Source organism: Nocardia sp. A7, assembly GCF_046549215.1.
Classification (GTDB): domain Bacteria; phylum Actinomycetota; class Actinomycetes; order Mycobacteriales; family Mycobacteriaceae; genus Nocardia.
Map to the genome: position 1 here is coordinate 222,719 of NZ_JAJPWE010000006.1, position 18,488 is coordinate 241,206.

15 protein-coding genes are annotated in these 18,488 nt (G+C 68.7%); 9 read left to right on the plus strand and 6 right to left on the minus strand.

The window, feature by feature from the left end:
- The first annotated feature begins 36 nt into the window (after positions 1 to 36).
- Positions 37 to 1,788, plus strand: a complete 1,752-nt coding sequence (treZ, locus tag ACLJPD_RS29875; RefSeq protein ID WP_410876533.1) for a malto-oligosyltrehalose trehalohydrolase — start codon at positions 37 to 39, stop codon at positions 1,786 to 1,788.
- 75 nt (positions 1,789 to 1,863) lie between these two features.
- Complete coding sequence (locus ACLJPD_RS29880) at positions 1,864 to 3,114, plus strand: serine hydrolase domain-containing protein (protein ID WP_410876534.1); 1,251 nt, start codon at positions 1,864 to 1,866, stop codon at positions 3,112 to 3,114.
- A 15-nt stretch (positions 3,115 to 3,129) separates the two neighbouring features.
- On the opposite strand, the gene ilvA is transcribed toward ACLJPD_RS29880, so the two are convergent.
- Positions 3,130 to 4,482 carry a threonine ammonia-lyase IlvA gene (ilvA, locus tag ACLJPD_RS29885; RefSeq protein WP_410876535.1) on the minus strand — a complete coding sequence of 451 codons (1,353 nt, stop codon included), beginning with the start codon at positions 4,480 to 4,482 and terminating at the stop codon, positions 3,130 to 3,132.
- Positions 4,483 to 4,571: 89 nt separating this feature from the next.
- The gene (locus tag ACLJPD_RS29890; protein ID WP_410876536.1) at positions 4,572 to 5,006 is read right to left on the minus strand and encodes a nitroreductase family deazaflavin-dependent oxidoreductase; all 435 of its coding nucleotides are present in this window, start codon (positions 5,004 to 5,006) and stop codon (positions 4,572 to 4,574) included.
- 97 nt (positions 5,007 to 5,103) lie between these two features.
- On the opposite strand from ACLJPD_RS29890, the gene ACLJPD_RS29895 reads away from it, so the two are divergent.
- Positions 5,104 to 5,319: a hypothetical protein gene (locus ACLJPD_RS29895; RefSeq protein ID WP_410876537.1), complete on the plus strand. Its 216-nt coding sequence runs from the start codon at positions 5,104 to 5,106 to the stop codon at positions 5,317 to 5,319.
- Positions 5,320 to 5,397: 78 nt separating this feature from the next.
- Here the strand turns inward: ACLJPD_RS29895 and ACLJPD_RS29900 are convergent, their stop codons facing one another.
- Complete coding sequence (locus ACLJPD_RS29900) at positions 5,398 to 8,223, minus strand: AAA family ATPase (protein ID WP_410876538.1); 2,826 nt, start codon at positions 8,221 to 8,223, stop codon at positions 5,398 to 5,400.
- A gap of 158 nt (positions 8,224 to 8,381) precedes the next feature.
- On the opposite strand from ACLJPD_RS29900, the gene ACLJPD_RS29905 reads away from it, so the two are divergent.
- Together ACLJPD_RS29905 and ACLJPD_RS29910 are read left to right on the plus strand one after the other, a co-directional pair.
- Entirely contained in the window at positions 8,382 to 8,738 is a 357-nt protein-coding gene (locus ACLJPD_RS29905; RefSeq protein ID WP_410876539.1) for a nuclear transport factor 2 family protein, read from the plus strand.
- A 26-nt stretch (positions 8,739 to 8,764) separates the two neighbouring features.
- Positions 8,765 to 9,184: a hypothetical protein gene (locus ACLJPD_RS29910; protein ID WP_410876540.1), complete on the plus strand. Its 420-nt coding sequence runs from the start codon at positions 8,765 to 8,767 to the stop codon at positions 9,182 to 9,184.
- 105 nt (positions 9,185 to 9,289) lie between these two features.
- Here the strand turns inward: ACLJPD_RS29910 and treY are convergent, their stop codons facing one another.
- The 3 genes from treY to ACLJPD_RS29925 are packed head-to-tail and all read right to left on the minus strand — an operon-like array spanning position 9,290 to position 14,297.
- The gene (treY, locus tag ACLJPD_RS29915; RefSeq protein ID WP_410876541.1) at positions 9,290 to 11,710 is read right to left on the minus strand and encodes a malto-oligosyltrehalose synthase; all 2,421 of its coding nucleotides are present in this window, start codon (positions 11,708 to 11,710) and stop codon (positions 9,290 to 9,292) included.
- Between the two features lie 15 nt (positions 11,711 to 11,725).
- Complete coding sequence (gene glgX, locus ACLJPD_RS29920) at positions 11,726 to 13,828, minus strand: glycogen debranching protein GlgX (protein WP_410876542.1); 2,103 nt, start codon at positions 13,826 to 13,828, stop codon at positions 11,726 to 11,728.
- Position 13,829: 1 nt separating this feature from the next.
- Positions 13,830 to 14,297, minus strand: a complete 468-nt coding sequence (locus ACLJPD_RS29925) for a cupin domain-containing protein (protein ID WP_410876543.1) — start codon at positions 14,295 to 14,297, stop codon at positions 13,830 to 13,832.
- 29 nt (positions 14,298 to 14,326) lie between these two features.
- On the opposite strand from ACLJPD_RS29925, the gene ACLJPD_RS29930 reads away from it, so the two are divergent.
- The 4 genes from ACLJPD_RS29930 to bioD all read left to right on the plus strand — a co-directional run bounded on the left by ACLJPD_RS29930 (position 14,327) and on the right by bioD (position 18,137).
- A complete protein-coding gene (locus ACLJPD_RS29930; RefSeq protein ID WP_410876544.1) occupies positions 14,327 to 14,794 on the plus strand; it encodes a MarR family winged helix-turn-helix transcriptional regulator in 468 nt (155 codons plus the stop codon).
- Positions 14,795 to 14,854: 60 nt separating this feature from the next.
- The gene (locus ACLJPD_RS29935; protein ID WP_410876545.1) at positions 14,855 to 16,132 is read left to right on the plus strand and encodes an adenosylmethionine--8-amino-7-oxononanoate transaminase; all 1,278 of its coding nucleotides are present in this window, start codon (positions 14,855 to 14,857) and stop codon (positions 16,130 to 16,132) included.
- Positions 16,133 to 16,305: 173 nt separating this feature from the next.
- Entirely contained in the window at positions 16,306 to 17,460 is a 1,155-nt protein-coding gene (locus tag ACLJPD_RS29940; RefSeq protein WP_410876546.1) for an 8-amino-7-oxononanoate synthase, read from the plus strand.
- Positions 17,457 to 18,137 carry a dethiobiotin synthase gene (gene bioD, locus ACLJPD_RS29945; RefSeq protein ID WP_410876547.1) on the plus strand — a complete coding sequence of 227 codons (681 nt, stop codon included), beginning with the start codon at positions 17,457 to 17,459 and terminating at the stop codon, positions 18,135 to 18,137. The genes ACLJPD_RS29940 and bioD overlap by 4 nt, the downstream gene beginning before the upstream one ends.
- Positions 18,138 to 18,488 lie beyond the last annotated feature (351 nt).

Sequence of the window (18,488 nt, forward strand, 5' to 3'; positions counted from 1 at the left end):
CGAGCACACCGGCGCGAGCCGTGCGATGCTGGGCCGATGAGGCAGTTTCGGGTGTGGGCACCGGAGGCGGGAGCGGTGCGGCTGCGACTGGACGGGGTCGAGCACCCGATGCGAAGAAACGGTGGCGGCAACTGGTCGGTGCGCGTCGACGCAGGTCAGGGGGCACGATACGGCTTCCTGATCGACGATGACCCGACCGTACTGCCCGACCCGCGCTCGGCCCGCCAGCCTGACGGCGTGCACGAAACCTCGGCAGTCCACGACCTCGACCCGGCGGCCTGGACCGACCGGAACTGGACCGGCAGGACCCTCGCGGGCTCGGTGTTCTACGAGCTGCACATCGGCACCTTCACCCCCGACGGCACGTTCGACGCGGCGATCGCGCACCTCGACCACCTGGTCACCCTCGGTGTCACCACGGTCGAACTCATGCCGGTCAATGCCTTCGACGGCACCCACAACTGGGGCTACGACGGCGTCGGCTGGTACGCGGTGCAGGAAAGCTACGGCGGTCCCGACGGGCTGCAACGCTTCGTCGACGCCTGTCACGCCAGGAGCCTCGCGGTCTGCCTCGACGTGGTCTACAACCACCTCGGGCCCAGCGGCAACTACCTGCCACGCTTCGGCCCCTACCTCACCACCGGCCGCAACACCTGGGGTCAGAGCCTCAACCTCGACGGTCCCGGCTCGGACGCGGTTCGCGCCTACATCATCGACAATGCCCTGCGCTGGCTGCGCGAATTCCACCTCGACGCGCTGCGCATCGACGCCGTCCACGCGCTGGTCGACCGCACCGCCACCCACCTGCTCGACGAGCTCGCCGTCGAAACCACCGCGCTGGCAGCGCATCTGGGCCGACCGCTCAGTCTGATCGCCGAGAGCGACCTCAACGACCCCCGCCTGATCACCCCGCGCGCGGCAGGCGGCTACGGACTGACCGGCCAGTGGAACGACGACCTGCACCACGCCGTCCACACCGCCGTGTCCGGCGAAAGACAGGGCTATTACGCCGATTTCGGCTCACTGGCCTGCCTGATGCAGACGCTCACCCACGGGTTCTTCCACGCCGCAACCTATTCCAGCTTCCGCGGTCGCACCCACGGTGCGCCCCTCCGGCGCGACCTCGTCCCCGGCAGCGCACTGCTCGGCTACACCTGCAATCACGATCAAATCGGCAACCGCGCGATCGGGGACCGTCCCAGCGCCTACCTCACCCCCGGACAGCTCGCGGTCAAAGCGGCGCTGGTGCTGCTCTCGGCGAGCACCCCGATGCTGTTCATGGGGGAGGAGTGGGGCGCGCTCACCCCGTTCCAGTTCTTCACCTCCCACACCGACCCGGTGGTCGCCGCGGCCACCGCCACCGGGCGCCGTGCCGAATTCGCCGAACACGGCTGGTCCGCCGACGAGGTGCCCGACCCACAGGACCCGGCCACCTTCACCCGCTCCAAGCTCGACTGGACCGAGGTCGGTCGCGAGCCGCACGCACGGTTGCTCGCCTGCTACCGCAGCCTGCTGGCCTTGCGTAGATCCAGGCCGGAATTCACTGATCCATGGCTGGAACGCGTCTGGGCCGACTATGACGAAGCACAGCGTTGGTTCATCCTGCGTCGTGGCCGAATAGCAGTGGTGTGCAACCTCGCCGAGGACGAAGTGGTGATCCCGGTGCACGGTCGCGTGCTGCTCGCCTGGTCCCCTGCGACCGAAAGTGTTGCGGGAACACTCATTTCGGGTCACAGCTTCGCCGTGCTCGAGGAAGGTGACGGCGCGGGCACGGTGATCACCGAGTGATTCCGTCCGGCCACGGGTCGGCCACAGTCCGAAACGAGCCGTTGCCGAATAGACATAACGCCGTATAGTTGGATGATGAGCAACGACGCTTACGGGCAGGACAGCGCTGCCCTCCCGGCCGGTGTCGGGGGTTACGCCCCGGCCGGATTCGGTCCGCTGGTGCGCGCTTTCGCCACCTTGATCGGCCACCGCCACGACGCGGGCGGTGCGCTCGCGGTCTATCGCCACGGTGAACCACTCGCCCACTTCTGGATCGGCAGCGCGGGTGACCGGCCGTGGACCGCGGATACCGGTGCGATCGTGTTCTCCGCGACCAAGGGCGTCACCGCCACCGTCATCCATCGGCTCGCCGACCGCGGAGTGATCGACTACCAGGCGCCGGTCGCCGAGTACTGGCCGCGCTTCGCCGCGCACGGCAAGGGCGCGATCACCGTCGCCGACGTGCTCACCCACCGCGCCGGACTGTCGTCGCTGTCCGCGGTCGCGAACACCGCGGGCGAAGCCCTCGATCACGAGTTGATGGAGGACCGTCTCGCGCTGGCCACCCCGGACCGGATGCTCGGCACTCCCACCTATCACGCCCTGACCTACGGCTGGCTGCTCGCGGGCATCGCCAGGGGCGCGACCGGCCGGAACATGAGCGAGCTGATCCGCAGCGAGGTCACCGATCCGCTCGGTATCGACGGCATTCACCTCGGGCGTCCGGCCGCGGACTCGTCGACCGAGTACGCCCCGCTGGCGGGCGCGCACTTGAGCTTCGCCGCGCACCCGCTCGCTGCGGGCTTCCTCGCGAAGGTCGGTTTCCGGCTGCCCGGACCGCTCGGTGCGGCCGCGCGCTGCCTGTTCGTGCCCGGCCTCGACGGCATCCTCGACGGTGAGGACCCCCCGATCCTGAACAGCGAGATGCCGGCGGGCAACGGTGTCGCCACCGCCGCCGGGCTGGCGAAGATGTACGCCGCGCTGGCCGACGGGGTCACCGTCGACGGCACCCCGTACCTGTCGCCGAGCGCACACGCCGCGATCCGCCGGGTCCAGACCTACAAGCTCGACCACGCGCTGTTCTACCTGCCGATGATGTGGCACCTGGGCTACCACTCGTTGCCCGTCCCCGGCGCACGGCACGGTTTCGGCCACATCGGACTCGGTGGTTCGTTCGGCTGGGTCGACCCGCAGTCGGGTCTGTCGGTGGCCTACGTCCACAACCGGCTCGATCAGATCCTGCTGCCCTACGACCAGCTCGCCATGGGCTGGCTGCTGCCGCTGGTCGTGTCGAGCGTGCGCGCGAGTCGCGTATCCGGACACCGTGAGGACCGCGCGGCGGCCTGACCGCCGCGCGGGCTCCTAGGTCAGGTAGCGATAGGCGGGGGAACCCGGTTCCAGGCGTTCGGCCTGGATCGGGGACTCCTCGATGCGGTGCATCAGCGAGGCCAGGTCGTCGGTGGCGCCGAGCTCGATGCCGACCAGCGCCGCTCCGGTATCGCGGTTGTTGCGCTTGACGTACTCGAACATGGTGATGTCGTCGTCGGGGCCGAGGACATCGTCGAGGAAGCGGCGCAGCGCACCGGGTTCCTGGGGGAAGTCGACCAGGAAGTAGTGCTTGAGACCGCGATGCACGAGCGAGCGTTCGATGATCTCGCCGTAGCGCGAGATGTCGTTGTTGCCGCCCGAGACCAGCACCACGACCGTGCTGCCGGGTTCCACGTCGATCTCGGCCAGTGCCGCGGTGGCCAGCGCGCCCGCGGGCTCGGCGATGATGCCCTCGCTCTGGTAGAGGTCGAGCATCGCGGTGCAGATGGCGCCCTCGTCGACCAGCATCACCCGGAAAAGTGCTGTGCCGGTGGCGGATTCGGGTGTGGTGAGCAGCGGCAGCGAGGCATGCGAGACCATCCGGCCGCCGAACGAGGCCGCGGCCCGGTAGGGCAGTTCGCCGATGCGGCGAACGGCGGCACCGTCGACGAACGGGTCGATCTCGGGCAGCGTCACCGGTGCGCCTGCGACCAGCGCGGCCGTGAGCGAGGCGGCGCCGGCGGGTTCGACGGCGAGCAGACCGGTGTGTGGGGCGCGTTCGCGCAGGTAGGTGCCGATGCCTGCCAGGCAGCCGCCGCCGCCGACCGGGACGATCACCAGGTCGGGCGCGGTGCCGAGCTGTTCGAGGAATTCCGCGGCGATGGTGCCCTGACCCGCGGCGGTGCGGGCGTCGTCGAACGGCGGCACCATGGTGGCGCCGGTGCGGGCCACATCGTCGGCGGCGGCCGCGGCGGCCGCGTCGTAGGTCTCGCCGACCGCGATCAACTCGACGAACTCGCCGCCGTGCACGCGGATGCGGTCACGCTTCTGCTTGGGGGTGGTGGTCGGCACGTAGATGCGCCCGCGCACACCCATCGCCTGACAGGCGAAGGCCACGCCCTGCGCGTGGTTGCCCGCGCTGGCGGTCACCACACCGGCCGCGCGCTCGGCGGCGGTGAGCTGCACCATCAGGTTGTAGGCACCGCGCAGCTTGTAGGAGCGGACCGCGGTCAGGTCTTCGCGCTTGAGGTAGACCTGCGCACCGGTGCTCGCCGACAGTCGCGCGCTGTACTGCAGCGGTGTCGGCTCGATGATGTCGGAAATTCGCTTGGCGGCGGCGTCGATCTCGTCCGCGGACAGCGGCGGACGGGTTACGGACACTTCGGCGACGTCAGCGATGGGGGGCACCCGCACAATGCTACCGAGGCGCCCCGCACGCACGACGAGGGGAACCACCCGCCGTGGTGGCCACGGCGGGTGGGCTCGGACCTGCGGTTTCAGCGCGGGGTGAGGACGAAGACCGGGATCACGCGATCGGTCTTCTTGGTGTACTCGTCGTAGTCGGGCCACACGGCGACCGCGCGCTCCCACCACAGCGCTCGCTCGTCCCCGTCGACCTCGCGGGCGGTGTAGTCCTTGGTGGTGGTGCCGTCGCGCAATTCGACGTGCGGATCGGCCTTGATGTTGTGGTACCAGACGGGGTGTTTGGGCGCCCCGCCCAGCGAGGCGACGACGGCGTACTCACCGTCGTGCTCGACCCGCATCAGCGGCGTCTTGCGCAGCTTGCCGGTCTTGGCGCCCTTCGTGGTGAGCAGGATGACGGGCTTGCCCTGCAGCGAAGCGCCCTCGGTACCGCCGGAGTTCTCGTAGGTCTCGGCCTGTTCGCGTGCCCAGTCCGATGTGCTCGGTGCGTACTCTCCTGTGAGTGGCATGACCTGCACAACGAACCAACGCGATGTGATGTTCCCGATAGGGTGATTCGAATAAGTTCGGTGGCCCGAACTTCGATGTGCGCCTATCCTGGTCTGCATGGCAGTGCTCACCTCATCGGCAGCATCGGCGACCGTCGACATCGCGGGCAGCGCTTGGCCGGTCTACAAGCTCGAGGCGCTCGTCGCCGCGCTCGTTGTCGGGGCACTGTTGCTGCTGATCGTCGGGTCACCGCAGGTGGCCGTGCTGGTCGCGGCTGCGGTCGCCGCGGTGCGCTGGACCATCGGCGCCACCCGCACCGCGTCTCGCACTTGATCCGGCGCGCCCGACTCCTGCGTTGAGCCGCCGCCGGTGTCCTCGGTAGACGCGCCAGCTGGTTTCCGCGCTTCCGAACTACTCCGTCAGATCGAGCGCGCTCAATTCCCCGCGCGAGAGCACGCCCAGCTTCGGATACGCCTTGTACAGGTGATGGCCGACCGTGCGGTGACTCAGGAACAACCGGGCCGCGATCTCCCGATTCGACAACCCCTGCGCCGCCAGCCGCACGATCTGTGACTCCTGCGGGGTGAGCGAACTCAGCGGACCACCGCTCGCGCGCACGCCGGTTCCGACGCCGAGTGCGCCGAGTTCGGTGCGGGCGCGTTCGCTCCACGGTGTCGCGTCGAGCCGATCGAACAGGGCCATCGCCTGCTCCAGTTGCGTGCGCGCGTCGACCTTGCGTTTGTCGCGGCGCAGCCATTCGCCGTAGAGCAGCCGGGTGCGGGCTTCGTCGAACGGCCGGTTCGCGGCGAGCGCGGACCGGAAATGCTGCTCGGCGTCCGATCCGTCGGCCACCAGCGCACGTCCGCGGGCCGCCAGCGCCGCGATCCAGTCCTGTCCGGCCCGCCGCGACCAGTGCGTGAGCCGATCGAGCGCCTCGCACGCGCGGTCGGTCGCACCGAGCCGAACTGCCACTTCGATCTGATCCGGGAGCGTGCGCAGCCCGATCACGTGGTGTCGAGCCGGTTCGACGGTCATGTGCGCGAGCTCTGTCCGCGCCTGCTCCAGCCTGCCCTCACCGAGTGCCAGCAGCGCCACGGCCGCGTGCGCCCACGACGCACCGACCGCGCCCGGTCCGCCGAATTCCTCGGCCACCGCACGCTCGGCGTGGTCGCTACACGATGCCGAATCGCCTTGTAGCGCAGCGAGATATGCCAGAAACGCGTGGATCTGACTGACCCATTGCACCTGACCGATGTCGCGTGCGATCCGCAACCCCTCTTCGGCCGCGATCCGGCTCTCCTTCGGCCGCCCACCGAACAACAACCCCTCGGATCGGAAGAACAGCAGCGGCGCCAGCAACCCGATCCGCCCCTGCTCCCTGCCCTGCCCGATCAACTCGCCTGCCAACTCCTCGACCTGTTCGTCCTGCCCGACCACCAATCCGCTGCCACACAACTGCACGAGATCGGCCGGGCTGTCCGCCCCACCCGCCTGTGCGGCGGCCGCCGTGTCCCGCAGGTCGGCGACCCGCTGTCCGGCCACCGACCCGGTCAGGTACCGCACGATCGGTGTCGCGGGGTCGTCTTCCACCAACCGCAGCGTCGCCAGCACGGCCGCAACTTCGTCGAGTTCATCGGGCCCGAGATACCACGCGGTGTGCACAGCCTTGGTCAGAATCCGCGCCGCACCACGGGGATCGGTTTCGCGGACCGCAACGGCCGCCGCCATCAACCGCCGATGCGCCGAACCCGGCTTGCCACCGGCGAATTCTGCCTGCGCCCGCACCAGGTCCAGCCGTAGCTCGAACCCGTGACCACCGACCCCGGCCCTGACGACCTGCTCGCCGACTACCCCTGTGGAGCTGAAAGGCTCGCGTCCGCCCGGGCTCGTCGCCTGCCCCTTCGGGCCGCCGGTTGCTCGGTCGTCGGCGGCAACCTCGACTTCCGGCTTCCGGATGTCACTCGACAGGGACGCGGCCCGCTCGGCCAGCCGCTCTGCGCGATCGGTGAGGCCTGCCTCCGTCGCGGACTCGGCGGCGAGGACGAGTCTGCGCACGCGGGCATTCGTGTCGATACTCAGCGCGGCCGCCCGATCGTAGGCGGCCACGGCGGCGTGGAGGCCGTGGCGGCGCCGGGCCCGATCGGCTGTTCGCTCCAGTGCCGTCGCGGTGTTTTCATCGGGACCTGTTGCGGCACTGGCGAGATGCCATGCGCGCAGGTCGGCCGTATCGGCATCGGTCAGTGCGTCGGCGAGCGCGCGATGGGCGGCCAGCCGGTCGGTGAGCGCGGCGCCTTGATACACCGCCGACCGCATCAGCGGATGATGCCAGGTCAGCACCTGACCGTCGGTGCCGATCATGCCCGCGTCCTGCGCGGGTTGCAGATCCCGCAGCGACGCACCGAGTCCGGCCGCCGCACGCAGTATCGGCGCCAGGTCGGCGGCACCGGCCGCCGCCGCGACCAGGAGCACGGTCCGCGTCGCCACGGGCAAGCGGGTGACCCTGCCGTGGAAGGCCAGCTGCAACCGCTGCGTCAGAGGCAACGGATTCGCATCATCGACACTGCCCTCGCCGACCACGGCCGGAAGTTCAAGCAGGGCAAGCGGATTGCCGCCGGACTCGACGAGCAATCGGTACCGCACGGCCGGACTCAACGGTGTTGTCCCGGCATCGAGCAGTGCCGCCGACGCATCGGGACGCAAACCCGACAGTGCGAGTTCGGTCAGCCCGGGAGCGGGAAAATCCTGCGGCCCCGAGCGCGTCGCGAACAGCATCACCACCCCCTCGGCCTCGAGCCTGCGCGCCGCGAACAACAGTGCCTCCGCGGTGGCCTGGTCCAGCCAGTGCGCGTCGTCGATCAGGCACAGGAGCGGTCCCTGCGTCGCCTCCTCGGCGAGCAGGGTCAGCACCGCCAGCCCGATCAGCATCCGATCGGCGGGCGCGTCCTCGCCGAGACCGAACGCCGCCTCGAGTGCGTCCCGCTGCCGCGACGGCAGATTCCCCACCAGCTCCATTCCGGGCCGGACCAGTAGATGCAGTGCCGCGAAGGGCAATTCGGCCTCGGACTCGATGCCCGCACTGCGCACTGTCGGAATACCCTGCGCCGCTGCGTAATCCAGCAGCGCTGTTTTCCCGATCCCGGCCTCGCCGCGCAGTACCAACGCCCCGCTGCGGCCCGCGCGTGCCCCGCTGAGCAGGTCATCGATTCTGGCCTGTTCGGTCTCGCGTCCGTGCAGCATGGGCTCCACCGTATCGCCGTGCCGGTACCGCCAGTAGTCGCGACGGAAAAAGTACCTATAGGCGACTGATTCGACCCACCCCCCGCGCACCATAACGTTGGTGTCATCGCAGGAACAAACCGCGAAACACCAGCTCAAAGCCTATTTCGGAGGTCGATATGAACACCGTCGTCGCACAGTACCTGGAAGCCTGGAACACCCGCGAGCCCGCCGCCCGCCGTTCCGCCATCGCCCGCCTGTTCACCCCGGACGCCCGCTACGTCGACCCGCTGGTCGCCGTCACCGGCCACGCCGAACTCGAGGCCGCCATCGCCGGCGTCCAAACCCAGTTCCCCGACTGGACCTTCACCCTGGCCGGCCCCGTCGACGCCCACCACGACCAGGTCCGCTTCACCTGGGGCCTCGGCCCCGTCGATGCCCCCGCCGTCGTGATCGGCTTCGACGTCGCAGTCATCGCCGACGGCCGCATCGACAGCGTCTACGGCTTCCTCGACCAGGTCCCCGCCACCACATAACCCCCTCGCAGCCAAGGAGATTCGTCATGACCACCACCGCCCCGTCCCGCCTGTCCGCCCTGTTCGCCTCCGGCGAGAACCTGCTGCGTGTGTCGTTGCGCCTCGACGCGGTCGTCACCACCGCCAACGGCGTCGCCTACCTGGTGCTGGCGCAACCGCTGGAGCGGCTACTCGGACTCGATGCCGGCGTCGGCCTCGCGATCGGCGCGTTCCTCACCGCCTACGGCCTCGCCGTCGCGTTCGTCGGCCGCTCGTCGCCCGTCAACCGGCCAGCGGCAGCAGTCGTGGCGATCGGCAACACCGCCTGGGTCGTGGCCAGCCTTGCCGCGCTGTCGACCGGCGCACTGGGTCTCACCACGGTGGGCGCGGTGTGGGCGGTAATGCAGTCGGTGACCGTCGGCGGATTCGCCGCCCTGCAGTACCTCGGCCTACGCCGCGGCCACTGAGCCGGACACGAGGGACCGACGCACACCGCGTCGGTCCCTCGCCGGTGCCCGGCCTCTCGGATCTGCTTGCCCGGTAGCAGTACGGATATGCTGCGCCTCGCGCTGTCAGCGCACCAGCAACGCGACAGGCAGTCGGGCGAACAGTTTGTCCACCCGCGCACTACCCGCGAAGGTGTTCCCGGTGAGTCGATCAGTCCAATTGCCCTGTGGCAGTGGCAACGTGGTGTCGAGCCAGCCCGTCGCCGCGAGCCCCACGGAATGCCGGGTCGCCGCCACGATCACCTCCGGCGCCTCACCCGCGGGCCCCCGCCCGTAGGCGATCAACCGATGAGCGTGCTCCCCGACGGCGTACAGCGGCCGATACATCCCGCCGACGAAGCACTCCGGCCGCTCCCGGCGCAACCACAGCGCGTACGCGACCACCCACATCTTCGCCGCCCCGGTCGTATCCAGAGACGGTGTGTCGGTGAGTGATTGGAGCATCCCGACCCGGGTGGCGAAGTTGACCGGGCGCCGATTGTCGGGGTCGACGAGCGAGTCCTCCCACAGTTCGGTGCCCTGATAGATATCGGGAATTCCCGGCGCGCCCAGTTGCAAGAGCTTCTGCGCCACCGCATCCGACCATGCGTGGGGGGCGAGCTCATGGGCGAGATCGCCGATCCCGGTGCCGACCGGCCCATCGATCACCGCGTCGAGCCAGCCGTGCACGGCCGACTCGAACTCCGCGTCGGGCTCCTCCCACGAAGTCTTGGTCCCCGCCTCGCGAATCGACTTCTCCGTGAACATGTGCAGCCGATCCCGCAGCCCCGGCACCGACGAGGCGGGTCGGCCGTCGGCAGGCCACACCCCGAACATGTTCTGCAACAAGAACAATGCGGTGGCTCCATCAGGCGCGGGAGTCGTCTCCAGCCAACCACGAACCCGCTGCGACCAGACATCGGCGACCTGTGACAGCACCCCGATCCGGGCGCGCACGTCCTCACCGCGCTTGGTGTCGTGAGTCGAGATCGTGGTCATGGTCGCGGGCCAGCGCTGCGCGCGTTCACTGTTGGACAGGTGGAAGTCGTTGACGGAGTGGCCGAATCGCGCCGGATTACCGCCCACCTCCTGCAGCGACACGAGCCGTGCACCTTGATAGAACATGGTGTCCTCGACCGACTTGGCGGTGATCGCCCCACACACCTGCGAGAACCGCCGCGCCGCCTCGCCGCCCACCGACAACGCGGTCACCAGCACCGAAAGTGGCACCGTCAGTTCGGCATTGCGCTTCTCGACCTCGGCCACCACGGCGGCCGTCATCCCGGCCAGCGGTGCGTAATCCACCCGGTACACCGGCATGAAGGCCAGTACCTCGATGGTCGCGTTGCTCACCGCAAGGGTGTCGAAACTGCCCGCATTGCCGTCGCGCTTGATCGCGGCGACCAACCGCCGGATCTCCGGCGCCAGAATGGTTTCGGCGACGGCCCGCTTGATGCGATGCTCGGTCTCGCCGAACCACGCCCGGTCGCTACCGTGCCCGGCGACGTGCTGGGACAGTTCGGTCAGCGTCGACTCGCCTGCCGGATCGATCAGCACCCCGCCGAGGTCGGCGAGCGCGTCGTAGCCGGTGGTTCCGTCGATCGGCAGCGTCGCGTCGAGGGGTTCGCGATTGGCGAGGATCTTCTCGACCAGCAGCAGCCGCTGCGGCCCGATCACCCTGCGTAGTCGGGTGAGATACGCACTCGGATACGACAAACCGTCCGGATGGTCGATCCGGACGCCGTCGATCAGATCGTGTTCGCACCAGGCCGCCAGCTCCCGATGCGTCGCCTCGAACACCTCCGGGTCTTCCTGCCGGATCGCGGCCAGGCTGCTCACCGCGAAGAACCGCCGATACGTGCACAGCCCCGCCTTCCAGCTCACCAGTCGGTAGTGCTGGCGGTCGTGGATGCGCAGCGCGTTGTCGCCGTCGGTGCCCGCCGCGATCGGGAATCGCAGATCATGCAGTGCCAGCATCGGTTCCGGCCCCGACCGGTCGACGGTCAGTGCGGCCGGGTCGTTCTCGTTCTGCAGCACCGGCAGTGCGAGCCGTCCGCCCGCGCCGTTACCCGAGCTCCAGTCGATGTCGAAATACTTGGCGTACTGCGACTTCTGACCGTTGCGCAGCACATCCCACCACCACGGATTCTGCCGCGGGTCGGCGACACCCACATGGTTGGGCACCAGGTCGACGATCAATCCCATGCCACGACTGCGCACTTCGTCCGACAGTGCTTTGAGCCCCGTCGGCCCGCCGAGCGCGGCCGAGACCGTGGTCGGATCGGTGACGTCGTAACCGTGCGTCGACCCGTGCGCCGCGGTGAGGATCGGTGACAGATACAGGTGCGAGACGCCGAGCTGCTGGAGGTATTCGGCGATGGCGCGAGCATCGGCGAAGGTGAGCGCGTCGGGGCGCAGCTGCAAGCGGTAGGTGCTGCGCACCGTGCCTGCCCGCACGGGCGCGCGGTGCAGCTTGGTCACCGGGTCGGTCACATAGGTCTCGGTCATCGTCTCGCTCGGCGGCTAGGTGGTTCGGCGCAATACGAGCAGGCAGCGGCTGGCGACCGGCAGCGTCGCCGCCGCGGCGTACACCGCATCGGCCGCGCCGGTCGGGGTCGAACAATCCAGGGCGAGCGACCATTGCGCGCCGAACTCCGGGCCTGGCAGCACGAAATCGATCGCTTCGTCGTGCGCATTGAAGCACAGCAGGAAGGAGTCGTCGGTGATGCGCTCACCACGCGGACCCGGTTCGGCGATGCCGTCGCCGTCTAGCAGCACAGCCAGAGACTTGCCGAAGCCGCTGTCCCAGTCGTCGTTGGTCATCTCGGTGCCCGCGGGCGCGAACCACGCGATCTCGCGCCGGTGACCCTGGTCGTCGCTCGGACCGGCGGCCAGGAAGCGGCGGCGCCGGAAGGTCGGATGCTCGGTACGCAAGGCGATCACCGTGCGGGTGAACTCGAGCAGGTCGGAATTGGACTCCGCGAGCGACCAGTCCATCCACGCCAGCGGTGAATCCTGGCAGTACACATTGTTGTTGCCGAGTTGGGTGCGGCCGATTTCGTCGCCGTGGGCGAGCATCGGCGTGCCCTGACTCAGGATCAGGGTGGCCAGCAGATTGCGTTGCTGACGAGCGCGCAGCGCGAGCACCCGTGGATCGTCGGTCTCGCCCTCGACACCACAGTTCCATGACCGATTGTGGCTCTCGCCGTCCCGATTGTCCTCGCCGTTGGCGTCATTGCGTTTCTCGTTGTAGGACACCAGATCTCGCAGCGTGAAGCCGTCGTGCGCGGTGACGAAGTTGATGCTCGCGCCCGGCCTGCGCCCCGTCGACTCGTACAGATCCGACGACCCGGTGAGCCGAGAGGCGAACTCGCCCAACGTCGCAGGCTCCCCACGCCAGTAGTCACGCACCGTGTCACGGTATTTGCCGTTCCACTCGGTCCACAGACTGGGGAAGTTGCCGACCTGGTAGCCACCCTCGCCGACATCCCACGGCTCGGCGATGAGCTTGACCTGACTCACCACCGGATCCTGGTGCACCAGGTCGAAGAACGCGGAAAGTCGGTCCACATCGTGTAATTCGCGCGCCAGCGTCGCGGCGAGGTCGAAGCGGAACCCGTCGACGTGCATGTCCAGAATCCAGTAGCGCAGCGAGTCCATGATCAGCTGCAGCGTGTGCGGATGGCGGACATTGAGGCTGTTGCCGGTGCCGGTGTAGTCCTTGTAGTGCTCGGGGTCGGTGTCGTCGAGCCGGTAGTAGGCGGCGTTGTCGATCCCGCGCAGGCTCAGCGTCGGCCCGTTGTGGTTGCCCTCGCCGGTGTGGTTGTAGACCACATCGAGAATCACCTCGATGCCCTCGGCGTGCATGGCGCGCACCATCGCCTTGAACTCCGCGACCGCACCGTCGCCCCGTGGCCGGGCCGAATACTGGTTGTGCGGCGCGAGATACCCGATGCTGTTGTAGCCCCAGTAGTTTCGCAGCCCCTGATCAGTGAGCACGTGATCATGGAAGAACTGGTGCACCGGCATGAGCTCGATCGCGGTGACACCCAACGACTTGAGGTGCCCGATGATCGCCGGATGTGCCAGGCCCGCATAGGTGCCGCGCAGATCTTCCGGGATGTCGGGGTGCGTCATCGTCAGGCCCTTGACGTGCGCCTCGTAGATCACCGTCTCGTGATAGGGCCGGTTCGGCGGTCGGTCGGGGCCCCAGTCGAAGAACGGGTTGATCACCACCCCGGTCATCGTGTGACCCAGCGAATCCAGCCCGTAGGTATAGAGCGAGGGGTCGTTCACGAACTCGCCGTCGAACGCCTTCCCGTACGGGTCGAGCAGCAGCTTGCTGGGATCGCACCGCAATCCGAGCTCGGGATCGTACGGGCCGTGGATGCGAAAGCCGTAGCGCTGACCCGGCATGACGGAGGGGAGATAGGCGTGCCAGACATAACCGTCGACTTCGTCGAGGTCGACGCGGGTCTCGGTGCCGTCCTTGGCGATCAGGCAGAGCTCGACCTTCGTGGCGACTTCGGAGAACACCGAGAAGTTCGTGCCCCCGCCGTCGTAGGTCGCGCCGAGCGGATACGCGGTGCCCGGCCACACCTCGGGACGGTCGTTCGGGCTCGACATGCTACGACAGTAATGGAACCCTGGGCCCACCGCGCACGATGTGACCGGCCGCTCGCTCACCACCGCTCAGGCGGATACGGTCGCGAGCAATCGCCGGGCGTAGCCGGTGCGCCGCGCGAGCCCGGCCAATCCACCGAAGATCAGCCGCTGCGAGAACGCGGGCGGACCGGCGAGATAGCCGTCCTGGTATTCCCACAGCAGCCCGAGGGCGAGCGGATTGCGGGGGAGCGGTCACCGTATCGCCCGGCCCCGCGACGATCTCTGCTCCGTCGACCCGAAACCGCACCTGACCGGTGCGAACAGTCCAGGTTTCACCGATCTCGGGGTGCCAGTGCGGGCCCGCCTGCCTGCCGATGTGCGGCAGTACGTGTTCCAGGCGCAGATAAGCGCCCCGCGCGTCGGCGCCACGGTCGACGAGCGTGACCCGATGCCCGTTGCGGAAGGTGAGAACGGATCCGATGTCAGCCATGACCAAGGTATAAAGGTAAACTTCCTATCATGTCAATGGCTGAGCAGTTCTCCCTGCTGAAACTGCTGGTCCAGGCGGCTGACGCCTATGAGCGTGCGCTGAACCCCGAACTGCGCGCGGGGCTCGGAGCCGACCTGCGTCCCGCGCACTACGCGGTGTTCCGGTACCTGAGGCCGGGCGGATCCCGGGTGACCGCGCTGGCCGAGGCTGCCGGGATGACCCAGCAGTCGATGGGGGAATTGGTCACGCATCTGGAGAAGAACGGATACGTCGAGCGCGCACCCGACCCTGCCGACCGGCGCGCGCGACTGATCGTCTTCACGGCATCGGGACGGGACGCGGTGGCACTGGCCGGGCAGCACATCCAGCGGATAGAGCAGGCGATCGAGGCCGAACTCGGCACGGAATCGCTCGGGGCGGTCCGTGACGCGTTGGCTCGGCTACCCACCGCGATCGCGAATCACGTCGACACCCGGCCCGGTGGCGGCGGCAAGTGATAACTTGAACGGCGTTCAAGGCTGTCGTCCCGGCAGCCCCGGGCGACGACGAGGAAACCTGTGGACCTGAGCCCCGAGCAGATCACCGCCCTCGATGCCGAACACGTCTGGCATCCCTACGGCGGATTCCCCGCGACCACCGCGCCGCTCGTCGTGGCGAGTGCGGCGGGAACACGACTCACGCTCGCCGACGGCCGTGAACTCGTCGACGGGATGAGCTCCTGGTGGGCGGCCGTCCACGGCTACTGTCACCCGGTCCTCGACGCGGCGCTGCTCGCGCAATCGCAGCGAATGAGTCACGTGATGTTCGGCGGCCTCACCCACGAACCGGCCACCCGCCTGACTCAATTGCTGGTCGAACTCACGCCCGCCGGCCTGGACAAGGTCTTCCTCTGCGACTCCGGCTCGGTCTCGGTCGAGGTCGCGACGAAGATGTGCCTGCAGTACTGGCGCAGCCTCGGTCGCCCGGCGAAGAACCGGCTGCTCACCTGGCGTGGCGGCTACCACGGCGACACCTTCACCCCGATGAGCGTCTGCGACCCCGACGGTGGCATGCACTCGCTGTGGACCGACGTCCTCACCGAGCAGGTCTTCGTGCCCGCGCCGCCGCGCGACTTCGAACCCGACTACGTCGCCGAACTCGAACGCGCGGTCGCCACCCACCGCGACGAGCTGGCCGCGGTCATCGTCGAACCGGTCGTGCAGGGCGCCGGCGGCATGCGCTGGCACGACCCGCGCTATCTCACCGAACTGCGCCGGATCTGCGACGACAACGACGTCCTGCTCGTCTTCGACGAGATCGCCACCGGATTCGGCCGCACCGGCGAGCTGTTCGCCGCCGACCACGCGGGCGTCGCGCCGGACGTCATGTGCGTCGGCAAGGCGCTGACCGGCGGCTATCTCACACTGGCCGCGGCACTGTGCACGGCGCGGATCGCCGAAACGATCAGTGCGGCACACGGCGGGTTGATGCACGGGCCGACCTTCATGGGCAACCCTCTCGCCTGTGCAGTGGCGGTCGCCTCGATCGAATTGCTGCGCTCGCGGGACTGGCGCGGCGAGGTGGCCCGGATCGAGTCGGAGTTGCGGGCAGGCCTCGCGCCGCTCGCCGAGTTGCCGGGCGTCGCCGAGGTCCGCGTGCTCGGCGCGATCGGCGTCGTCGAACTCGAAGTCCCGGTCGATATGCGTGCCGCGACCGACGCCGCCGTCGACGCGGGCGCTTGGCTGCGCCCGTTCCGCAACCTCGTTTACACGATGCCGCCCTTTATCAGCAGCTCCGCCGATATCGCCACCATCACCGATGCCGTGCGCGCGGCGGTGAAAGCCTCCCTCGCGTGAACTCGCTCGGCACCGAGCCGTGCGCCTCGCAGTGGCAGCGAAGCGCGCGACCCATCTGGTCGACAGGTACCGGTTCCTGTCGATGACCGCCGCGGGATCGCGGCTGCCGTCGGGGGGAGTGCTCAGGTGCGCGGCCACCCGTCCTGAACGGTGTTCAAGTATGCTGCTCAACTGTGAGTACGGATCCGTTGAGCTGGTTGGACGAGCGAGCGGCCGAGCGCGTCGACGCCGGGCTACGCAGGCACTTGCGCGTGCGCGCCGCTGAGTCGCCCGCGATCGACCTCGCCTCCAACGACTACCTGGGCCTGCACCGGCACCCCGAAGTCGTCGAGGGTGCGATCGCGGCGGTGCGCCGGTGGGGCGCGGGTTCCACGGGTTCCCGACTGGTCACCGGAACCACTACGGAGCACGCACTCCTGGAAGCCGAACTGGCCGAATTCGTCGGCGCCGAAACAGGATTGGTCTTCGCGACCGGCTACGCCGCCAACCTGGGCGTGGTCACCGCACTGGCCGGACGCGGCACCCTCGTGGTCTCCGACGCAGGCTCGCACGCCTCGCTGGTCGACGCGTGCAGGCTCTCCCGCGCCAGAGTCGCGATCGCGCCGCATCGCGATGTCGCCGCAGTCGAACGACTGCTCGCCGACCGTACCGAGGAGCGCGCCCTCGTCCTCACCGATTCGGTCTTCAGCGCCGACGGCGACCTGGCGCCACTGGCCGACCTGCATCGCGTCACTCGTGCGAACGGCGCCATCCTGATCGTCGACGAGGCCCACGGGCTCGGGGTGCGCGGCGCGGGCGGACGCGGGCTCGTGCACGAACTGGGCTTGGCCGGCGAACCGGACCTCGTCGTCACCGCGACCCTGTCGAAGGCATTCGCCGCCCAGGGCGGGGCGGTGCTGGCCGATGCGAGGATCCGCGCCCACCTCATCGACGCTGCCCGCACCTTCATCTTCGACACCGGTCTCGCTCCGGCCGCGGTCGGCGCGGCCCGCGCGGCCTTGTCGCTGCTGCGCCGAGACCCGTCGATGGCCACTCGCGTCCTCGACCGCGCCGCCGACATCGCCCGAATCGCCGGTGTCTCCGATCCCGATTCGGCCGTGGTCTCGGTCGTTCTCGGCGAAGCCCACGTCGCCTTCGACGCCGCGCAGGCGTGCCGCGCCCGCGGCCTCGACGTCGGCTGCTTCCGCCCGCCATCGGTCCCCGAAGGCACTTCGCGCCTGCGCCTCACGGCCCGCGCCGACCTCACTCCCACCGAACTCGAGACGATCGCCGAGGTCCTGGGCGAGGTTCTCGTGTCGGCCCGCGGCAAGGAAACGGTGACGGCATGACTGTCCTGCTGATCAGCGGCACCTCCACCGACGTCGGCAAAACCGTCGCCACCGCGGCGTTGGCCGCCGCCGCACAGGCCGCGGGCCGCACCGTCGCGGTCTGCAAACCCGCCCAGACCGGCATCGCCCCCGGCGAACCCGGCGATCTCGCCGAAGTCACCCGCCTGACGGGCGTGACCCGAACCCTCGAACTCGCCCGCTACCCGGAACCACTCGCCCCCGACACCGCCGCACGCCGCGCGGCCATGCCGCTACTGACACTGAGCGACACCGTCGCCGCCGTCGATTCGCTCGCCGACGCCGACCTGGTCCTGGTCGAAGGTGCGGGCGGACTACTGGTGCGGATGGGGGAGTTCACCCTGCTCGACCTCGCCCAGAAGCTCGGCGCCCCGGTGTTGGTCGTCGCCGCGGCCGGACTCGGCACCCTCAACCACAGCGAACTCACCACCCGCACGCTCGCCGCGGCCGGTGTTCGTTGCGCCGGCCTGGTCATCGGCTCCTGGCCGACAGACCCTGACCTCGCCTCGCGATGCAATCGCGACGATCTTCCGCGAGTCACCGAGACTCCGATAGTCGGCACCATCCCCGAAGGCGCGGGACAGTGGGATCGCCACCGCTTCACGGCGGCCGCGCCGAGCTGGTTCACCACCGACCTGCTGCGTGGAAACCGCCCTTGACCAGCCGATTTGACTTGCTGTTGGTCGGCACGTAACTTTATTCCAGTCAGAGCGACACGGACACCGACTCAGCCGCCCAGCGGCCGGGACACGAGGTAGTACGATGAGCGCCTGACTGACTGCGTGTTCAGACCGACATGGTACGGATTTGCTTCCGGCTGGTTGGCTGAGCTAAAGTTTGAACCCTTGCCTCACCGAAACCCCTACGAGAAGTTGTGGGTGGGAGTGTGTGCGTGTGTTCTTTGAGAACTCAATAGTGTGTCGATGAATGTCAGTGCCAATAATTATTATTGGTTCCGGCCTTTCATGTACCCCCCGGTCGTGGAAGGTTGGACATTGAACAACAGCGAA

Bases quoted from the DNA above. Each gene is read 5' to 3' on its own strand.
- ACLJPD_RS29890 (WP_410876536.1), bottom strand. From the start codon at position 5,006: ATGCCACTCACAGGAGAGTACGCACCGAGCACATCGGACTGGGCACGC.
- ACLJPD_RS29925 (WP_410876543.1), bottom strand. From the start codon at position 14,297: ATGGCTGACATCGGATCCGTTCTCACCTTCCGCAACGGGCATCGGGTC.
- ACLJPD_RS29900 (WP_410876538.1), bottom strand. From the start codon at position 8,223: ATGCTGCACGGACGCGAGACCGAACAGGCCAGAATCGATGACCTGCTC.
- ACLJPD_RS29880 (WP_410876534.1), top strand. From the start codon at position 1,864: ATGAGCAACGACGCTTACGGGCAGGACAGCGCTGCCCTCCCGGCCGGT.
- bioD (WP_410876547.1), top strand. From the start codon at position 17,457: ATGACTGTCCTGCTGATCAGCGGCACCTCCACCGACGTCGGCAAAACC.
- ACLJPD_RS29930 (WP_410876544.1), top strand. From the start codon at position 14,327: ATGTCAATGGCTGAGCAGTTCTCCCTGCTGAAACTGCTGGTCCAGGCG.
- glgX (WP_410876542.1), bottom strand. From the start codon at position 13,828: ATGTCGAGCCCGAACGACCGTCCCGAGGTGTGGCCGGGCACCGCGTAT.
- ACLJPD_RS29895 (WP_410876537.1), top strand. From the start codon at position 5,104: ATGGCAGTGCTCACCTCATCGGCAGCATCGGCGACCGTCGACATCGCG.
- treY (WP_410876541.1), bottom strand. From the start codon at position 11,710: ATGACCGAGACCTATGTGACCGACCCGGTGACCAAGCTGCACCGCGCG.
- treZ (WP_410876533.1), top strand. From the start codon at position 37: ATGAGGCAGTTTCGGGTGTGGGCACCGGAGGCGGGAGCGGTGCGGCTG.
- ACLJPD_RS29905 (WP_410876539.1), top strand. From the start codon at position 8,382: ATGAACACCGTCGTCGCACAGTACCTGGAAGCCTGGAACACCCGCGAG.
- ACLJPD_RS29910 (WP_410876540.1), top strand. From the start codon at position 8,765: ATGACCACCACCGCCCCGTCCCGCCTGTCCGCCCTGTTCGCCTCCGGC.